16 protein-coding genes are annotated in these 18,052 nt (G+C 43.5%); 9 read left to right on the top strand and 7 right to left on the bottom strand.

What is annotated here, in order from left to right; translation table 11 throughout:
• Positions 1-6 precede the first annotated feature (6 nt).
• Entirely contained in the window at positions 7-654 is a 648-nt protein-coding gene (locus ACFGVS_RS03230) for a hypothetical protein (RefSeq protein WP_439697427.1), read from the top strand.
• On the opposite strand, the gene ACFGVS_RS03225 is transcribed toward ACFGVS_RS03230, so the two are convergent.
• Positions 651-1,232, bottom strand: a complete 582-nt coding sequence (locus tag ACFGVS_RS03225) for an RNA polymerase sigma factor (protein WP_439697426.1) — start codon at positions 1,230-1,232, stop codon at positions 651-653. The two genes, ACFGVS_RS03230 and ACFGVS_RS03225, sit on opposite strands and share 4 nt — an antisense overlap.
• A 53-nt stretch (positions 1,233-1,285) precedes the next feature.
• Entirely contained in the window at positions 1,286-1,702 is a 417-nt protein-coding gene (locus ACFGVS_RS03220) for a DUF1801 domain-containing protein (RefSeq protein ID WP_439697425.1), read from the bottom strand.
• Between the two features lie 54 nt (positions 1,703-1,756).
• Here ACFGVS_RS03220 and ACFGVS_RS03215 point away from each other — a divergent pair, with 54 nt between their 5' ends.
• A complete protein-coding gene (locus ACFGVS_RS03215) occupies positions 1,757-2,179 on the top strand; it encodes a hypothetical protein (RefSeq protein ID WP_439697424.1) in 423 nt (140 codons plus the stop codon).
• Between the two features lie 5 nt (positions 2,180-2,184).
• On the opposite strand, the gene ACFGVS_RS03210 is transcribed toward ACFGVS_RS03215, so the two are convergent.
• Both ACFGVS_RS03210 and ACFGVS_RS03205 read right to left on the bottom strand, forming a co-directional pair.
• Positions 2,185-2,685 (bottom strand): hypothetical protein, encoded by a 501-nt coding sequence (locus ACFGVS_RS03210; protein ID WP_439697423.1) that lies wholly within the window; start codon positions 2,683-2,685, stop codon positions 2,185-2,187.
• Positions 2,678-3,289 carry a DNA/RNA non-specific endonuclease gene (locus tag ACFGVS_RS03205; RefSeq protein ID WP_439697422.1) on the bottom strand — a complete coding sequence of 204 codons (612 nt, stop codon included), beginning with the start codon at positions 3,287-3,289 and terminating at the stop codon, positions 2,678-2,680. Before ACFGVS_RS03205 ends, ACFGVS_RS03210 begins: the two co-directional genes overlap by 8 nt.
• A gap of 96 nt (positions 3,290-3,385) precedes the next feature.
• On the opposite strand from ACFGVS_RS03205, the gene ACFGVS_RS03200 reads away from it, so the two are divergent.
• On the top strand, positions 3,386-6,439 hold the full coding sequence (locus tag ACFGVS_RS03200) for a DEAD/DEAH box helicase (RefSeq protein WP_439697421.1): 3,054 nt from the start codon (positions 3,386-3,388) through the stop codon (positions 6,437-6,439).
• A 7-nt stretch (positions 6,440-6,446) separates the two neighbouring features.
• On the opposite strand, the gene ACFGVS_RS03195 is transcribed toward ACFGVS_RS03200, so the two are convergent.
• The gene (locus ACFGVS_RS03195) at positions 6,447-8,201 is read right to left on the bottom strand and encodes a hypothetical protein (RefSeq protein ID WP_439697420.1); all 1,755 of its coding nucleotides are present in this window, start codon (positions 8,199-8,201) and stop codon (positions 6,447-6,449) included.
• A gap of 72 nt (positions 8,202-8,273) precedes the next feature.
• On the opposite strand from ACFGVS_RS03195, the gene ACFGVS_RS03190 reads away from it, so the two are divergent.
• The 3 genes from ACFGVS_RS03190 to ACFGVS_RS03180 are packed head-to-tail and all read left to right on the top strand — an operon-like array spanning position 8,274 to position 11,426.
• On the top strand, positions 8,274-8,933 hold the full coding sequence (locus tag ACFGVS_RS03190) for a DNA/RNA non-specific endonuclease (RefSeq protein ID WP_439697419.1): 660 nt from the start codon (positions 8,274-8,276) through the stop codon (positions 8,931-8,933).
• A 5-nt stretch (positions 8,934-8,938) separates the two neighbouring features.
• Entirely contained in the window at positions 8,939-10,717 is a 1,779-nt protein-coding gene (locus tag ACFGVS_RS03185) for a DUF6119 family protein (protein WP_439697418.1), read from the top strand.
• A complete protein-coding gene (locus tag ACFGVS_RS03180) occupies positions 10,701-11,426 on the top strand; it encodes a hypothetical protein (protein WP_439697417.1) in 726 nt (241 codons plus the stop codon). Before ACFGVS_RS03185 ends, ACFGVS_RS03180 begins: the two co-directional genes overlap by 17 nt.
• On the opposite strand, the gene ACFGVS_RS03175 is transcribed toward ACFGVS_RS03180, so the two are convergent.
• Positions 11,421-13,325 carry an ATP-binding protein gene (locus tag ACFGVS_RS03175; RefSeq protein ID WP_439697416.1) on the bottom strand — a complete coding sequence of 635 codons (1,905 nt, stop codon included), beginning with the start codon at positions 13,323-13,325 and terminating at the stop codon, positions 11,421-11,423. The two genes, ACFGVS_RS03180 and ACFGVS_RS03175, sit on opposite strands and share 6 nt — an antisense overlap.
• Positions 13,322-14,503: an SIR2 family protein gene (locus tag ACFGVS_RS03170; RefSeq protein ID WP_439697415.1), complete on the bottom strand. Its 1,182-nt coding sequence runs from the start codon at positions 14,501-14,503 to the stop codon at positions 13,322-13,324. The genes ACFGVS_RS03175 and ACFGVS_RS03170 overlap by 4 nt, the downstream gene beginning before the upstream one ends.
• Positions 14,504-14,632: 129 nt before the next feature.
• On the opposite strand from ACFGVS_RS03170, the gene ACFGVS_RS03165 reads away from it, so the two are divergent.
• From ACFGVS_RS03165 to ACFGVS_RS03155, 3 genes are all read left to right on the top strand, one after another.
• Complete coding sequence (locus ACFGVS_RS03165; RefSeq protein ID WP_439697414.1) at positions 14,633-15,349, top strand: hypothetical protein; 717 nt, start codon at positions 14,633-14,635, stop codon at positions 15,347-15,349.
• A 215-nt stretch (positions 15,350-15,564) separates the two neighbouring features.
• Positions 15,565-16,383 (top strand): DUF5677 domain-containing protein, encoded by an 819-nt coding sequence (locus ACFGVS_RS03160; protein WP_439697413.1) that lies wholly within the window; start codon positions 15,565-15,567, stop codon positions 16,381-16,383.
• Complete coding sequence (locus ACFGVS_RS03155) at positions 16,383-18,038, top strand: hypothetical protein (RefSeq protein ID WP_439697412.1); 1,656 nt, start codon at positions 16,383-16,385, stop codon at positions 18,036-18,038. The genes ACFGVS_RS03160 and ACFGVS_RS03155 overlap by 1 nt, the downstream gene beginning before the upstream one ends.
• The last annotated feature ends 14 nt before the right edge of the window (positions 18,039-18,052 follow it).

Raw genomic sequence — 18,052 nt, 5'->3', positions numbered from 1 at the left:
ACTCCAATGACCGAATATAAGATCGTATTTGATGAATCCACCTTTGCCGAAGTGATTAAACGCCAAACGCACTGGCTTAAGGATAATATCCTATTTGAAACTGCGCTGTATGACTATGCGAATGACGAACGTGACGACCTGGGCGGATTTTGGATCATTCTCAAACAAGAATTAAAAAAGGCGTCGCAACATAAAACAGACCGCGCAATTTTCATATCTGAACTATTAGTTTACTTGGGCGAAAAACGGGACATTATTCAATCGGACTATGAAAATGATGCCCCGACCAATGTTTTGTTAGATGATGTGACCCACTTCCTGGTCAGGGAACTGGAAAAGGCGCAGGTCGGCATCGACAAAAATGCGTTCACACTGGAGGAGATCAAAATCATCAAAAACAAAGTCAATACCATCATCAAAAAACTGGATAAACTAGCGATGGGACAAGAAGTTGTCTTTAACAGAGTGGACGAACTCAAAAACGACTACAAAGACATCTTGAATTCGTTCGGCCTTGGAAAAAAACCATTCTACCAGCGGTTTGCCGGTATTGTAGCAACTTATGCCGGGGAAAAAGGTGCGGATGAACTCCTTCAACAATTACGCCCGCTCCTTAAAGAGGTCGTCCAGCAAAGCATAAGAATGATCGGTTAAAGGGTATGGAATAAATAAAACAAGTAGACAAAAATCCCCAACTTGACGCGCAGTACCTTCAGTGCTCCCGAAACCTGCTTCTTCACGGTCTCCTCGCTCGTGCCCAGGCGGGCCGCGATCTCTCTATAAGTTAAATGGTCCTTACGGCTCATTTCGAACACTTCCCGCATTCGCGGCGGCAAAGCAGCGATCTCTTGATCGATCAGTTCCCTCAATTGATTCTCGCGAACGCGATGGTCTGTTACCACTGGCTGCGTTTCCGCAAAAGCTAGAATCGAAGCAATATAACGCCCCTGCACATCTTTCCGCGCGATCTGGTTCAGTACCTGATTACGCACTGAACTGTAGAGGTAACCTGATAAATTTGTGCCGATGTTTAAAGTACCCCGCTGCGCCCAAAGCTTCGCAAACACCTCCTGCAAAGCATCCTGCGCCTCCTCTTTATTTCTTATTTTGTTCCATGCATGATTATGCAACACGAACTTATACCGGTGATAGATTTCCTCATACGCAAGTCGGTCACCCGACCTCAGAAGGTCCAGCAATTCCTGGTCAGAAAGCGCATCCAGCGTAGCCATATGGGAAAATCAACAAACGAATTTACTAAATAAATTACTTCAAAGTAAATAATCTATTTTAATGCCGCTGCGATCATCGCGCTTAGCACCACCGGGTCCACATCTGCCAGTTTATTGATATACAAACACCCACCGCCCGTCTTAAACTTGCCGAGGTGCTGCAAAGCTGCTTTGTGCCTGCTCATGTCGATCAGATAAATCGTCAGGTTCGCTTTGCGCGGCGCGAAACCGATCCTAAACCAATCCACCTGTCTGCCGCTGGCCGGACTTACGTAACGTTTCAAACCAAAACCGACAATGACATTGCTCCACAGCATCGGTATCTCACCACTGGCTTGTTGCATGATCTCCACCAGCATGAAACTGTCTTTGCGCTTTTGCTCATCCGGCAGCGTGCCGATAAAATCCGTCACGCTCACCGCCGTCGGCTTGGTCTTGATCTCGGCAACCTTTGATTTTTTTTCTGGCATACTACGAAACTAAATAATTCCCCGTAAAATACTTGACCACCTTAACTTTGCATCATGAGCATAGCCGATAAACTTGACCAGATCATCGAATTATTGACCCGCATCGAATCTAAATTGGATCCGAAGCCGGATAGGCCGTTTGCCGTAGCAGAAACGACCAAAGTCGCCAAACCAACACCAAGTCAGCTAAATTTCAAACGATTGATAGAGTTCGCGGCTGGTATGGACCGAACACTGCTTTTCTCCAATATCCGGAAAAACGCAACCCAATATATGGCAGACCGGAAACGTGATCCGAGCTGGCGTTTCAGCTTCAGGCCGCAATTTACTCCCAAGATCGACGAAAAGATCGCTAAAACCGGTGCCCAATTCTACAAAGACCTTAAAGCCTGGAACGAGAACTATATCCGGGTCGTCGAAACAGAAGCCGAACAAGTCTTCCAGCGTGCCGTTGCCCGTCTTACCGCCCGGGCCTGATTTTCTTAATCATTATAAAGCGGTTGCAGTGTGGCGATGGCATAGTGCTCCAGAAATTCGATGTTAATATACTTAAACTCGTAAAACTTGAAACGCAGCGTTTGTTTGATTTTTTGATTGACCTCGCGCTGAACCTCCCTAAATTTATCAGTACTAATCAGCCCGTTCTCGATCCAATCGCGTTTGTGATTCTTTGTGCTTAGCACATGCATGGTATAACCATGGTGCCGGAACTGCTGTGCCATTAGCTTACGGTTAAGGGTATGTTTACGGAAACCACCAATAATCTCTTTGATACGGTTATGCCCCGGGCGGGTAGTCATACCGATATACAAAAGCTCCTCTTCGTCATAAATCAGATAAATGCCCATCCCATACTTGGAAATAACCTCACTAAAAGAAATAAAGGGCTGGTTAAGTGCCTCCTGCAACCGTTTCTTCAGCCAGGTCTCTCTTTTGATCAGCAAGGGATGACTTACATCCAGCACGATAGGATTATCACTCATTCTTCAAAACCCGGTTATCAAAGCGGTTCAGTAATAAACCTTTTTCTTTGGTAAATATGCCAAAATCGATCTGGTGTGGTATCCAGGTCAGGTCATTATAGATCGGGCGGACAAAGTAGAACACACCCTCATTTTGCTGGATATAGCGTTCCATGGAACGGAACAACTTACCCTGCGACGATAAACCACGGTTCAGTTCCCGCAGTTGCGGATACAAGTTCTGATCGACCTGTCCGTCATTACAATGCGCGATGAAATGCCCTTTGTCATAACCCACGTACTCTGGCTGATCCTTAAAAGCGCCAAGGAACTGCTGCATCCGGTGATGCTTCCTTTTGCCCGCCGCCGCCGATGACCGCCCATAAACAAAAACGACCCGTGCGGCCCGGGCATAAATATCATCACTCTCATAATCCTGCGTGCAATCAAAGAATAGTGTATATAGCCGTCGCTCCGTATCATTAAAATGTCGCACATCGGCATCTACAAATTCCTGCTCATATGCCGCAGTAAGTTCATAGCGCAACTCCTGCTCCAGAAACGTTACACCGTTTTCATAATCCCCCTCGGGCAGGTCCCCAAACAACTTATAATACTCGACCATATGAACAAATAATAGATATAAATATACAACGAATAAATCGTCTATCTTTGAATGGCTTAAACCTTTGACATTCACTTATCCTAATCAATCTAAACCATGAGTTGCTTCCAGAAAGGACATGATCAAATCCATTTGTTTGAACAAAAAAACGGCAAACAAGGATTATACAAAAACCAGGTCGGAGCGATCGGGGCCGCATTGGCGCACTTCAGTGTACGTTATGAGCCCGGGCTAATAACCATGCCCACCGGCACCGGCAAGACCGCTGTGATGGTCGTATTAAGTTATGCGATGAATGCCAGTAAGATCTTGGTAGTTACGCCCAGCCAGCTGGTTAGGGAGCAGATCGTCGAAAATTTTCGGAACCCTAAACTATTGGTTGATAAGGGGATCATTCCGGGCGGTCGGAAATTACCGAAAGTATACGAGTTAGTTAATATTATTGATGATAAGAAAGCTTGGGCCAAAATTCTAAAAGATTACGATGTAATTGTCGCCATTCCCGGCACATTGAATCGTTTAGAAAACCTGGGCGAAACTGTTGGCAAAGAAGCATTCGATCTCGTATTTGTCGATGAAGCACACCATAGTCGGGCGGGTTCCTGGGTTAATATCCTAGAAGCGTTTTCGTCAGCCCGGCAAATATTATTAACGGCCACACCATTTCGCCGGGATAAAAAAGACATCCGCGCACGGCTGATTTACAACTATTCTTTAAAGCAGGCTTATGAGGATAAATTATTCAGCAAGATCAATTTTGTGCCTGTAAATACACAATTATTTTCAACACCTGACGATAAGAATATCGCTATCGCCAAGAAAGCCCAGGAAGTATATAGCGCAAGATCCCATAGCGACCACAGAATTATCATCAGAACTGATAGAAAAATCGATGCAGACCAGCTTTTTGATATATACGCCCAACACACACAGCTAAAATTAGTGGTTATTCACAGTAAGCTTGGGAATGCAACCGTTAAATCACGGATCAAACAACTTACTACTGGAGAAATTGATGGTGTGATCTGCGTTGACATGATGGGTGAAGGTTATGATTTCCCCGCACTAAAGATCGCTGCCGTACACATTCCGCATAAATCGCTGGCGATTACTTTGCAGTTTGTCGGAAGAATTTCCCGTACCAATACGCCAGGCGGTAGCGTGGCTACTTTGATCGCCGGTGAACATGAATTTAAAATCGATTCCCACCAGCTTTACAAACAAGATACAAAAGATTGGTCTGTCGTGTTGCCCGATCTTCATAAACTCAAAATACAAAAAACGGAAGACGAGCAGGAGTTCTTTGACTCTTTTGAAGATAATACAGAACAACAACCACTAATTGCTTTGCAGTATGAAGAACCGATTTCTTTAGAAGATGATGATCTCAGGCCTTTTTTTCATGCCAAAGTTTATAAAGTTATTCCTCGCCCACATTCAGCTGATAACGACGATGATAATCCAATCGACATTCACAAACAAATTGATTTTTCCGGCACTGATGCTTTAAGCAATCCGGTTATGCGGCATCACCATGTCAGCCAGGCCCACGATGTCGCCTTACATATCGTGTCGGAGTTAAAGACACCGTCGTGGTACATGAAAGACGATACGTTGAAAGATGTTCAAAACGAATTCTTTGTCATCTATTTCGACAAAGATAATTCGATGTTATTTATAGGAGCGACGATAAAAGAGACTGAACTTTACGAACATATTGCCAAGCAATACTTAACACCGGGCACGCTGCATGATATGATACCGATGACGCTCTTAAAAAGAGCGATGGCCGGTTGGAAAGAACCGAAAATGTACAATGTTGGCTTAAAAAGCCGGAAAACCAAAGGGAACAGTGAATCCTATAAACAAATTTTGGGATCACAGGCTCAATTGGGGGTTTTACCTTCTGATAAATACAGTTATACGAGGGGACATTCCTTCGGAGGTGCGTTTGACACTATTCTGCAAAAAGATGTCTTACTGGGTATTAGTACGAGTTCAAAAGTATGGTGCCTGGAGGATAATAAGATCAAATATTTTGTCGAGTGGTGTAACAACATCGCGCGCAAAGTTGGCGATCCAGAAATGGATAAATTGGAATCCCCGTTGTCCGATCTGGATAGCGGCAAAGTGGTGAGTGCTTTTCCGGATTTACAGGTGTTTTTTACAGACTGGGATGCCAAACAATATTATAAGTTAACCTCGATCGTATTTCTTGATGAAGATGAAGAGCCTGTGGAAGGGGCTTTGATTTGCTCTTGTGAAGTACAGGTGGTTAGTCAAAGCACTTCCGTTACCACGATCGAAATTTCCAAAAATGATATTGTTTGTAAAATTGAGTATAAACTCGAACCGCGGGCAAGTTTTGAATACGCGGCTGATACCCGGCATAAAATGGCGATCACACGGGGTGCGCATTATGGCAATACAAGCGCTTTCCTGGCCTTACTGAATGAAAGCCCGCTTAATCTTTTTTATGAAGATCTGTCCAAATTAGTGGGACGTGTATTATTTGAATTTAATACCGACAAGTTGCGGACAATCAGCGATGATCAGTTGCAAGCTCATGTTTGGCCGGCCAATGTCAATGTGGCTAAGGAGTTTTATACCAGTGATGATGTTGCAGCAAATCTTGCTGCAGGTAATACGCACTTATCTATACATGATTATATTATTGAATTGGCAGCTCAGGATTATGATGTTGTGTTCTATGATCATGGTTCCCTTGAAATTGCCGATGTAATTGGGCTTAAAAAAGGGAAAATACAGTTTTGGCACTGCAAGAAGCAAAGTGGCAGCGAACCAAACTGTAGCATAGATGATATCTATGAAGTTTGTGGACAGGCGGTCAAGTCGGTTAATTGGGCCAATAGAGGTTTATTAGTCAAACAAATCTATGACCGGGCTGACCAAAATGACAGCAGTGCAAAAATCAAAAAAGGGACTTTGGCACAAATCAAAGCCATTTTAGATTCTTTCGATAATCCAATAATCCCGGTTGAAATTACAATCGTACAACCAGGTTTGAAATCTACTAATCAAACTACGAATCAAAAAGCCGCTTACGAACGTATCAAACTCCTTTTATCAGGAGCAGAGTCATTCTTGAAAGATGTAAGTTCCTGCGAATTATCCATTATGTGCTCATAGTGGTCGATCAGATAACCGATTCTGCGACAATGGCAACTGAAGTGGTAATGTTTAAGAAGCTTCGCGGGTTGTCCCTGGCGATGGCGTCGAGTTCGTCGTCGGTTAACACCGCCTGGATGTCGGCCAGCATTTGTTTTTCGCTTTTGTGGTTGCGGACCACGTAAAAGTCGGTGCCGAATAGCACCCTTGATTTTAGGTTTTTGTTCTTTAAGGTGGCTTTAAGCAAGGGCACTATACTGTCGTTATGTATGATATAGCTGATGTCGGCATACAGATGATCGTATTGTAACATCATGCTGGTGATGATCGAGTACCAGTCCGTGCCTTTCCAGATGTTTTCCAGTGTGCCAAAGGATTCACTGATCGGACCGTCCTTGAAAAAGTTGATGCCTTTTGCTGGAATAGTAATAATGTCCTTGGTCACAAAGTCGCGGTCGCTTTCAAAATATTTCTTCCACTCGTCGTCACCGCCGTAGTGGGCAAAGCATAGTTTGAGATGCTTGAGGTCATAGTCCATCGGGTTATCTGGTCCGTTATAACCAAACAGGGTCTGAATTTTATCGTTGGCAGTCGCGACGACTAAGCGCAGGAGACGCTCCTCGACAAGGATGAGGTAGTTAAGCGGGTGGGTAAAGTTGTTAATGAAATCCACATTGTCCATTTGTTTGAGCAGCATGGGACGGTAGGTTTTGTCTGCCATGGCTTCCTGAAATACCGGGTGTGTGTCCCATGACTTTTCTTTTTTGCCGCGATAAAAGATGGTGCCCCTGATACAATGCGTGGTGATCGGCAGGTTTTCGTCGGCTGCGTATTTCCAGAGGGCCAATAGCTGATGGTCAAATGGGTAATAGCCGATAGCCGGGTAAATTTTAAAGCCGCTGAACTTTTCTTTTTCGATATAATCTTTGATAAAGCAAGCGTCGAGTACAACATTACCCTTACCCGCGTTTGACCATTCAAAAAAGTCCTGCTTGCCCACTTTGTTTCGCCGAGGATCAACAGCCACAAACGGATAGAAAATATTTTCTTTGCCTTGTTTGATTTTGGCTAACTCCGCCATTTGGTCAGCGTACATGGTTGGGGCTACCTGGCCCGCCTGCATAAATTCCATATCCATGGGCAGGATAATGAAACCGGTGCCGGGAGGATATTGTACCTGGAGTTTGGCAAATATCTTTTGCTGGTTCTCATAGTAAGAAAAGCGGCCGATGTTGACATACCGCCCGATAAACTCCACCGTCTTTTTATCCGGCAGGATACGCATAACGGACCACACTTTTTTCAGGATGAAAAATGTCAGGTCCCGCCCCATCTTGATGAATAACAGCATGAAAGCAACAACCAGCATTCTGAAAATTGAGGGGCCGTCATAAAATGCATAGTGTGCGCTTAACCAGGCGATGATTTTCGGTAGTAAGCGAAGTCCCGCAAGGATATAGACCAAGCCATGATAAACGATCAATATATTAAAAACCATCGCAGGGTAATGTAACCACCAAGACCTGCTGATGCCCATCCGCCAATCGTAAAAAGCTTTTTGAACTTTCTTGTACCAGGGTCTGAACCGCCACTTATAAGGGCTTTTCAGGTCGTCTGTAAACCAAAACTTACAAATTTTCAGGATCAGGGTAACACTGAAAATTTGGTATAGCGGCCAGGGCACAAAAGTTTTACCGATATAAGGCGGGATACAAGGCCCGTTGAAAATATGCGTATGCGCATTGATCAGCGGTAATTTTTCATCAGTTTTTTTGCTGGCCATAACGATAGATAAGGTACTCTAAGTTAATCAAATATAACTTATATTTATATCGGCTTACCTAACCAATTTATCATGAAACCTATTTTGAGATTCAGCTTCCTTTTTGTTGCAGTTTCCTGCTACGGCCTCTTTACATACGCGCAACGTGTCGACAAAGTGATCGATATTGGTATTTACAAATCCTATTATTCCTTCGCGATTAAAAACCCACTCTACGTTACCTATAAGCTTTATAAAGGCGGCGGCCCTTGCGACCGTAACGTAGAACATTTTTCCTTTGCACAGTGTGGTGAACAGACGGCCACTAACGACGACTACACCAACTCCCAGTATGAACGTGGCCACCTGGCGAATGCGGAAGATTTTGCGGGCAGTTGCTCGGTCGAGAAAAAGACTTTTTGTTATTATAACTGTGTACCGCAGACTACCGAGCTCAACCACGGTAAATGGCTGGAATGGGAAGGCCGCATCAGAGATATGTCCAAAACCAAACACCTGTTCATCGTCGCCGGATCTATCTTCAAAGACAAACGCATCAAGCCCGGTAATACAGTCCGTGTACCGGAAGCCTGTTACAAGATCGTGATCGACGAACAAACCGGCGCACGGCTCTTGTGCATGATTTTCCCTAATGACAAATCCAAAAGCGGCCGCGATATCGATTTCATAGACCTCAAAGCTATGCTCACCTACCCACTGGTCCCTCAAAATGAACTAAGCCGTTACCAATAAATACTATGGCGATCACACCGAACGTTTATCAGATCCATAAAGAGCATCATGAATTAATAGGACTGACTACACTGGAAATCATTGAACTTATCGTCAATAAAGGGCGGAAGAAATTACAGTTCGATCAAATCTTTGATCCCGATGAATTGTCCACTTTCCAGCGCGATGATTTCACCTATTATTTGTTTTTGATGAACACCGCCGAGCACGAGTCGGATTGGTCTGACTTTCTACCTGAACAACTTACCGAGGGCAATGATTTCATGCAGCAAAAGTTATCCTTGCTACTTTTTGTCGAAACAGAATTTCAATTATATGTGGTGGTTGGAGGCAGTGCCTACATGTTGATCATTCCTTATATCGATCACTCGTTCGGTCTAACGGCCTATGACCGCATTATCGAGCCCGATAAAGATGAGTTAACTTCTATCCGTACAAGGGGCATCACCGGTCAGCGCATTGGTATGAACGAACAATTTCGGAACGAGTACCGCATTGTCAATTTTACCCGGTTTGGAAAACTGCCTAAAGAAATCCACGTTAAACTTTGCCGAGAGTCTACGGATTTATATTTCCCCCGCTTAAAAAGTAAAGAACGTGAGCGGCTGCAATTGACTGTTGGCGCAGGGTTTAGAATCGGCAAGAACTTGGATTTCGACGGCTTGCACCAATTGATCGAAGATTTAGCATTGGTAGCTACGCACCCGCCTAAAGAGTACCTCAGTTCCTACCAACCTATCAATGATAACGAGGAGGTCTATGAGTTACGTAAGCTACTGATTCATAAACTTTATAATAATCTCGCTTTCATTTATAATGGCAGCCGATTGGCCAGCGATCGTTTTGACTTTGATTTCTGCAATCCAAACCGTATCGACCTGTTCTACGAAGCGGAAACTTATCAACTGAAAGAAAAAACGGAAGAAGGCGGCTATAAGCTCTTTGCTACGTTAGATAACCGTGACGATATCTTCCGCCGGGTCATGGATCAGGCGGTGTCAACAGTCGGAATGACCAATGAATACAAATTCGGCGACTACCTTTGGGGCGTACATATCGCAGCGCTGAAAGGCGATAAGGTGACTACAAGCTCAGGGTTCATGTTTCATTTTGGCGCAGAATTCTCTTACAAGAATAGCCCGGTGTTTCTGATCGATACCAAGTGGTATTTTCTGAAAGATCAGTTTATTACCGACCTGATCACTAACGCCCAACATATTTTCCGTACTTACCGCGCCAAACCGGAGATATTGAAATTCCCCTGGGATAAAGAAGAACTGGCCCAGGAGCGGGAATACAATCACCTATACGATCTGGAAGCAGGCTATATCGTTTGCGACGCGCTGATCGTCGATGGCGTTGAACTTTGTGATGTACTGTATTACGATAAAAAAGGATTGTATTTATGCCATGTAAAAGCTGGCTTCAATTCCAAAGTACGGGAATTGACCAACCAGGTGCTCATTTCCGCCCGACGATTAAAAGAAGCTACCAACGGCAAAGACAGCAGCTTTTTGGATCGTTTTTATGATAAACTGGTCAATTCAGGCCGGAATTACGACGACCTGACCCTCAGTAAATTTAAACGGCTATTCAAAAAAAATATCAATTACGTGCTTGCAGTAGCCTCAACACTAGTCGAAGATCTGCCGGTCGAAGACCATATGGACAAATATGACTCCAACATCGCCCGCTTTTCCCTGATCCAATGCTCCAACGAAATGATGGCCACTTATTTTCCGCTTACAGTATACCAAATCCCGAGATATGAAGACCTTGCTTAATATCCTTGACTATCAGCGACTGATCGAGGACCGCAAATTTAACGAGTATCCCGATTACAATACCGGCACGGAATTGATAAGCGAATTTATTATCTATCAAGAGGCAGACCCGGAGCTCAAATGTTATTTCGCTAAACTAATCCTCTGCCGGAGCTTTTATGGCACCTATACAGCGTGGCTTGCCGATGTGCAATGGTTTATTAGAGGTTTTTTTGACGAATACCAGCAAGATCATATAAAACCCTGGCTAACGGTAACCATTCGGGAAGCCGCTTCCCAGATCATGGCTGATGAACCTTTTACAAAGGGCATTCTTGGTACGACTTTCATGTTTGGGGTGCTGGAATATTATGCCAAACACCATTTGGGCTTCCGCCCGCTGGAATATAACTTCTTTGATAAAGCCAAGAAAATGTATGTCAAGCAATATGAGCCTAAAAAGCCGGACCTCACGATTAAATCGGCATTTGAATACCTGCAAAAAACTAACTTACCGATCTCAGTAGCATTAAATGAAATCGATACTTTTACCAGTAAGAAATTGACCGATAAAGGTATTCCGTCGGAAAACTTTACACCGCATAAGGTCTCAGAACGACTAAATCTGCCGCGTAATCCTATGCTACACGGAGAAACACATAGTTTCTATCAGGCAGGGCCTTATTTGTTGATGCTGTATATCTTGTTTCACCTTCACGATAAATCATAATGTTGCGGCAGCTTCAGCTTGATCGTCATCAGCTTTGAGTTCCCCGCGCCAGTGTTTGGTCAGGATCATCGTTTCGTTAAAAGGTTTATTTTCATCCGGAATGGTGCCCACTTCAATAATGACCGGCAATTGCGCCGAGATCCCGGCAAGTATGCAACTGCCCTGAGGCAAAATCGGCAAGGAATCGAATGAAACCTTATCCAAATAAGAGATCGTCTTTTCTACGGCTTCTATATCTTTATTATTGATGAGACGATGCAACAGGTAATTATGCAATTGGGAGATAATGGTACTAGAAATATCTGAGGGGCGCTGGCTGGCGATTGTAAGAAATACGCCAAATTTTCGGCCTTCTTTGATAATCTCTTCGAATGCTTCCAGTCGATAATCTTTCCAAGTTTCACTTTCTCTGTCAGAGTTAAATGAAAGAATGTTATGAGCCTCATCGATAATGATATTAAGAAATTTATCCCGCTCGATCTTGCTTTTCTTTTCCTCGTAGAGATGTTTACAGATCACCATCGGTAATATTTTTCGCATTTGAATGTTTACATCTTTTAACGAAACAACGGACAAAATACATGGTTCATTTTTTTCCTGAGTGATTTCAATCACCTTTTCTAAATCGTTGATGCGATCATCCAACCGGCCCATTACTGGACCAATGTGTTCTTTATTTGCAAATCCGTTTTGGATCTCATAATAAAAATTAAAGATGATTTTTAGTCGTATTTTTTGAATGACTGATAGTCCGCTAATGTCTGGTTCTAAGACATTAACTTTTTCACGAAGCAAGGGAAGGAATTCCGCCGTCGTGGATATAACACCATTATAATAAAAATATTTGTCTTTGCTGTGAAATTGAAGATTGGTGCGTAAATCGCGGTAAAAGGCTTTAAAGTTATTGATTTTATCGGCCATACCAAACTTCGCGAGTTCTTCAAGAAAGGTAAGCACGAGGTTTTTTTCCTGATTTTGGCTAACCTTTGTTGTAATGTGTTCCAGTGTTACAGCGATTAGCTTTTGAAAGCCTTCATTAGTCTGGATGTTATTTTCCAGGAACTCGCTTTTAAGCGTGCGCGAAATAAAGGGTGACTGTGTTTTCTCCGTACAATGCAATATCAAAGACCAAAATTGCTCGTCATTGATAACCTTGTTAGGTAACCTGTATTTTTTCTTGCTGCCGCTTTTACCAGTCGACAAACGGTATACCTGTTTATATTTGGAAGCAATGATGACATCATCCGGCTGACCATCTTCCGGCGACATATACTCGCCGTTAAAGTCGATCAATAAGAACCGCGCATTTTCCTGAAAGGCCGGCTCGTCCTTGTATTTACAGAGAATTTCGTGGTATAGTTTAGCAAGTGTATAAGACTTACCACTGCCCGTATTTCCAAATATCCCGATATGGCTTGCCAATAGCCGGTCAATGCTTAGCTCTATAGCTTTGCCTTTTTCCTGCGCTAAGCTGCCGAGAATGAACGTTTCCTCATCATCTTTAACGAACTTATGCACGAAGTTGAATTCATCCTGCGTCAGTAAGTAGGCTTCATTGTCTACCAAGGGTAATTCCTTGACCCCTTGTTTAAATACATTACCCTCTAAAAAGCCGATCAGACTGATTTGCAGCAGCCTCTTGATTTTTTCCTGCTCGCTGGTATAGGTTCGAAAGTCGCTGGGCTTAACTTCGGTGACAAATTCCCCTTCGATCTTTCCGACCAAGTGTGTAAATCCCTTGGCGATTTTGATATAACTGCCTACGGAAACGTTCTTAAGCAGTTCGCCTTTATAGAGCAAATGAGAAGCGTTTTTAGCTGAATCGACCTTAATCTCCACGCTCCGGCCACGGACAGATACCACCGCGCCGATCTTCAGGATGGAATCTAGCGTACTCATGCCTGTTCCGCTTTGGGTAAGGTTACATTGACAATGATGTCGTTCTTTTTAGTGGTGAACTGGTCAGCATCGAGTTCCATGGCCAGCTTTTTAAACCAGTTAGCATTCAGGTCGAATAAGGAGCCTGCGGTGACCACTTCAACATTCTTGAATTTGATTTCACCCATATTGAGTTTCTGTTCAATATCTGTTTTCGAGCTATCGTTGTAAGCGAAAATACAGATCAGCAAAGTTGGATTTGAGTTAGCCACCCGTTTTGTAATTTCACGGATATGTTCATCTGCGAATGAAAATCCCAGCACGAACAAAACGGAATTTTCTTTTTCCAATTCATTGGAATACATACGCAGTAACTCGTAGAAGTTATACTGTACCGTTGTTGTACTAAACTTTTCTTTCGTTGGATTGATGATTTCCAGTTTATCATAAGCATTGAGAAAGGTGCTAAAGCTGACATCTTCTTCCAGTTTCGTTGCTTCGGCAGTTAATTCTTCTATAGTTTTAGGTTTGTCGCCATCCAAAAATTCGCTGATTACTGGTTTTTTAAGTTCTACTTGGACAATGTCACGCAATATTTGCAACTGGCTGTCAAATACGATCTGGCTACTGTCACTTTTCCATGTAACTGATCCATGCATTTTATAGAGATTAAAAAGCGGCAATTCCGCTTTATTGTCATAGTGTGGGCTCTTTTGAAAAATGCTTTTATGATAATTGCTGGTGGAGAAAACCGGATTAAGCTTGCCTGAAAAACCATCATTGTATTCCAGGTTGATCTCTTCCAGCGTCACATCGATAAACAGGTCCATGTTTGTCGTAAACAGGTTGACCTGCCTGCTGATAATATTACTCCGCCGGCGCAGCAGGATAATATTAAGCGCCACCAAAAATTCCTGGTAATTGGTTTTGGTGCTTTTTAGCTCGTCAGCAACTACTGCATCTTTGATCTCTGCACTGTTATTGATGAACAGATTGCCCGCTATCGCTTTGTCAAAGTAATCCTTTTTGATAGAGGTTTCTAAAATGTTTTTTTCCTTGCCCGCCGGCATTTTTGAAAGTTCCGTAAGCAGGTCTTCTACATTACCCAGCGTGGCGAAATAATTTCTTGACGCGCCAGAACCTATCAGGAAATTCAAATGGCAACTTTCGATTATTTTTTTAAACTTATCATGGTCCATGAGGCAATGGCTTTAGGTCAACCTGCTAAAGGTAGGTTAGTTTGGCATCAAATCCAATTAGGTGTTTTTTTTCACAACCCTTAACCTTTATCGATTTAATCCGATATTGTTACTTATTTATAATTTCACATGGACAAGCCTTATCAAATCAACGACTTCGTTTCTTTTCATGAAACCAAACCCGGTAATTTTAAAGCGACCTGCTCGCCGGGCCAGGAGGGGAATATTTACCGTTGGCTGGCAGCTCAAGGATTTGGCCGAATGGCTATTGGTGTAAAGATAGCCACTTTCCGAAAGCTGAACGATGACATCAAGCCGTCAGGGTTAGAACAGATGAAGGATTGGTTTCAAGACTATCTCGAAACCGTACATTCCAGCGAATTGCCGGGTGACCTGAATAGGAATGATCTCCTCGAATGGTATTTTCAGACAATGCCTATCAAAGCGAATAATCTTTACCGACGATATTTAAAAACTGAATTGACCGCAGCAGAAATTCATCAGTATAAACTGAATGCTGACAGTATTTACCGGCATAAATACCGGGTCAGCCAAGTGCTGGATATGCTGACGGATAAAGGCTTTAAACAAACTTATGATCAAGGTAAAACTCTTGGCAAGGACTTGCTACTTTATTATCGTCAGGTCGCGACCAATCAGTTTTTAATCTTCAGCCACCATAATGCCGGCGAGAAGAACCTTCAGGATGGATTTGACTGCTGGCTGGCCCCCTTTAAAAACGAGCGTCAAATCGGTCTTGTTAAAAACGAACGCATCCAAAATATTATCCAATCTTTCCAACTGGATAGAGATTACTCAATCATCGCTGAATACTTATCAAATTAACTACGTAGGTGTGTTTTAGTTGCCCGGGTAATTTGTCATAAATACTTTTGCTGATGGACGAAGTCCGGTTCAGGCCGGTCAGATAATATAAAAGAAAATCGAATTCCGACATAGCGTACCACTACGCAAATAGGCTGCGCAGCATGGTCTTTTCTTTGAAACACAAAATGCAAAAGGCCGTGATGGCGATACAATGGAATAGGAGATAACCAATCATGAATGAAAACAGACCTGCCTACGAATACGCCCGCAATGCTTGCGAAAATTATGTCCAATTAGCGACAACCGTTTCCGGCAGTATCCATCATCAACCTGTTGATGACCGGGCATTCTGGGCTTCGGTACTATTCGCCAAACTTTGCGTGACCAGCGTCAGCTTGGTCCAGCTCTTACCAGGCAACTGTATTTTTCCCTCAGCTTTCAACAACTGGGATACCCCCTCGGTCGCCACACTTGCCCGTAACATTATTGAAAATTATCACGCCTATTTTTACTTATGCATTGAACAGATACCGGACACCGAGTGGCAGTGCCGGCTACAGCTTTTTAATTTACATGATTGCCTGACCCGTAAAAAAATACTGACAGATTTCCAGGTCATAAGAGAAGATTTGCCGAAATTTGAACAACAGGCTGATGAATTGCGCGCGGTATTACGGCAAAATAACTTCTTCCTGACTTTTTCTGAAAACGAGCAAAAAAGGCTGCTAAAAGGCGAGCATGCCTTTTACCTCAACCGGGAAGCGATCGAACAGCGCATGGGAACCGGTGAGTCGGATCTAAAAGCCATGTACCGGCTGCTCTCTGTCCAAACCCATACCTTACCGATGTCCTTTTACCGTACTATCGAACAGCGCCGGGGTACCGGCGTAGAAACGGAAACCGAACTGCATTATATCAGCATGGCAGTCGAATATATCATTCCTTATTTGCAATTAGCTACGCGTCAGATCATCGCCTTGTACCCGGCCGCCCGTTCTGTTTTAAACCAGGAACAATTAGTATTACTTGATGAACCTTTTGCACACTATTAATGCACCTCACCAAAAAGAGAGCTACAAATCTAATTGCAGTGATGAATTACTCACAGGCATTCGGGCAGGCGCCACCTAAACGCCCGTTTGATTTACTGCGGAAATACCCGACTGATCTGATCCTGCTCCGTTTGGCAAAGATCAATGCGATCCTTTATCTCCAACAGGAAGTGCTGATACAAAATATGCGGGTATTGAAAGAGGCGATCTTTGATGGTTTGCCAGAAGTAAATGACATCACGGTCCAATTGATGGCCTTGATCGACCGCGCGCACCAAAGCGCGTTTACCGGGCCGGTGATGTCCCTGATCATCAAGGAGGCGCTGGAAAATTATACGCCCGGAGAAACGATGAATAGCAAGGAATTTGCGGCTGATCTTTTTAAGGCGATCCTGGCTTATAATGAATACTTCTATACCAGTAAAGCCGACCCTGAAACATTTGAGGGCTTATTTAGGCAGGATATCCAGCAGCAATATTACCTGCGCCGCGAGCGGTTCTTAAAGTTCAACACTTTATTGAAGTTTGCGTTCCTGAGTAAATTTTTAACCGATGATGCCAGGCTAAAAGAGCCGGCATCCGAGTATTGCAAAGCCTTGGAAATCCCTAATGTTTGGAGTCTGGCGAGTGTTTTATTAAACCTCATAGAGCGAATCCTCATAAATAATAAACAGGCCAAATATATCCTGGAACGAAACGGCCAATATTTACCGGTACTGGAACAGTTTGTCCTCCGCAAGGAAGACCTGGTTGAAGGACGCCCGCTGTCCCTGCACTATGATCTGGTGCCGAAGCCCTATTACGAACTCGATAGCGAGCGCCTGCTAATATTAGACAACAACTATTTCACTTATGGATTAGACCAGGGAGTCTTATTTTCCCTATATAAAAACACCTCGCTGCGTGATGGAAAATACAATGATCTCAAAAGCTATTTTGGGCTTCATTTCTTTGAGCGGTATTTTGTGGGCAGATTCATCAACACCATTTTCAGCGATCGGAACCATCGTATCGTCAGCAATGAAAAGTACCAGGATTACCACGTCAAAGCGGGCAACAACGTATTTGTGATCGAGGTCAAAATGACCGACTTCAATGCCAACGGGCTGGACAGAGCAAGCTTCCCCGACTTCCAGGATTTCATCGGTCAAAACTTCCTGGGCGCCAAAAAAGGCCTGAACCAGATCATCCGGCAACTCGGGTACCTGGCCAACGATCAAGAATTAAAGACCTTATTAGCCTTCAAAGACGTCAAGAAAATTAATATTTACCCGATCATTGTCTATTCAGACGCTAACCTCGATATGAACGGGGTCAACGAATACGTCAATGAAAAGGCCGCCGACCTGCTACGGCCATTTAATACCCGGCCACTAATCATGATTAACGGCAGTTTTTTCATGACCTATTACTACCTGTTACGAAAGGATCCCGCGTTTTTCGCCCAATGCCTCAATGATTACCTCAAAAGCGTGAATAATTTAAAAAGACGCTTTCAAATTGATAAAAGCCCGTTCAATTATTCCCAATACAACAAATCGTTCGCTACCCACATGCGCCGCAAAATACCCCGCGCAGACATGAAACTTAACCTTGATGCCATCGCAGCTAACTTCGACATTGAAGTAAAAAATTTCGGTGAAGATCTTTCTTAAAACCTTTTCCTTTT

Origin of the sequence: Mucilaginibacter sediminis (assembly GCF_051903035.1) — a bacterium.
Taxonomy (GTDB): Bacteria; Bacteroidota; Bacteroidia; order Sphingobacteriales; family Sphingobacteriaceae; genus Mucilaginibacter.
This window is presented reverse-complemented; position numbering and strand designations above follow the sequence as displayed.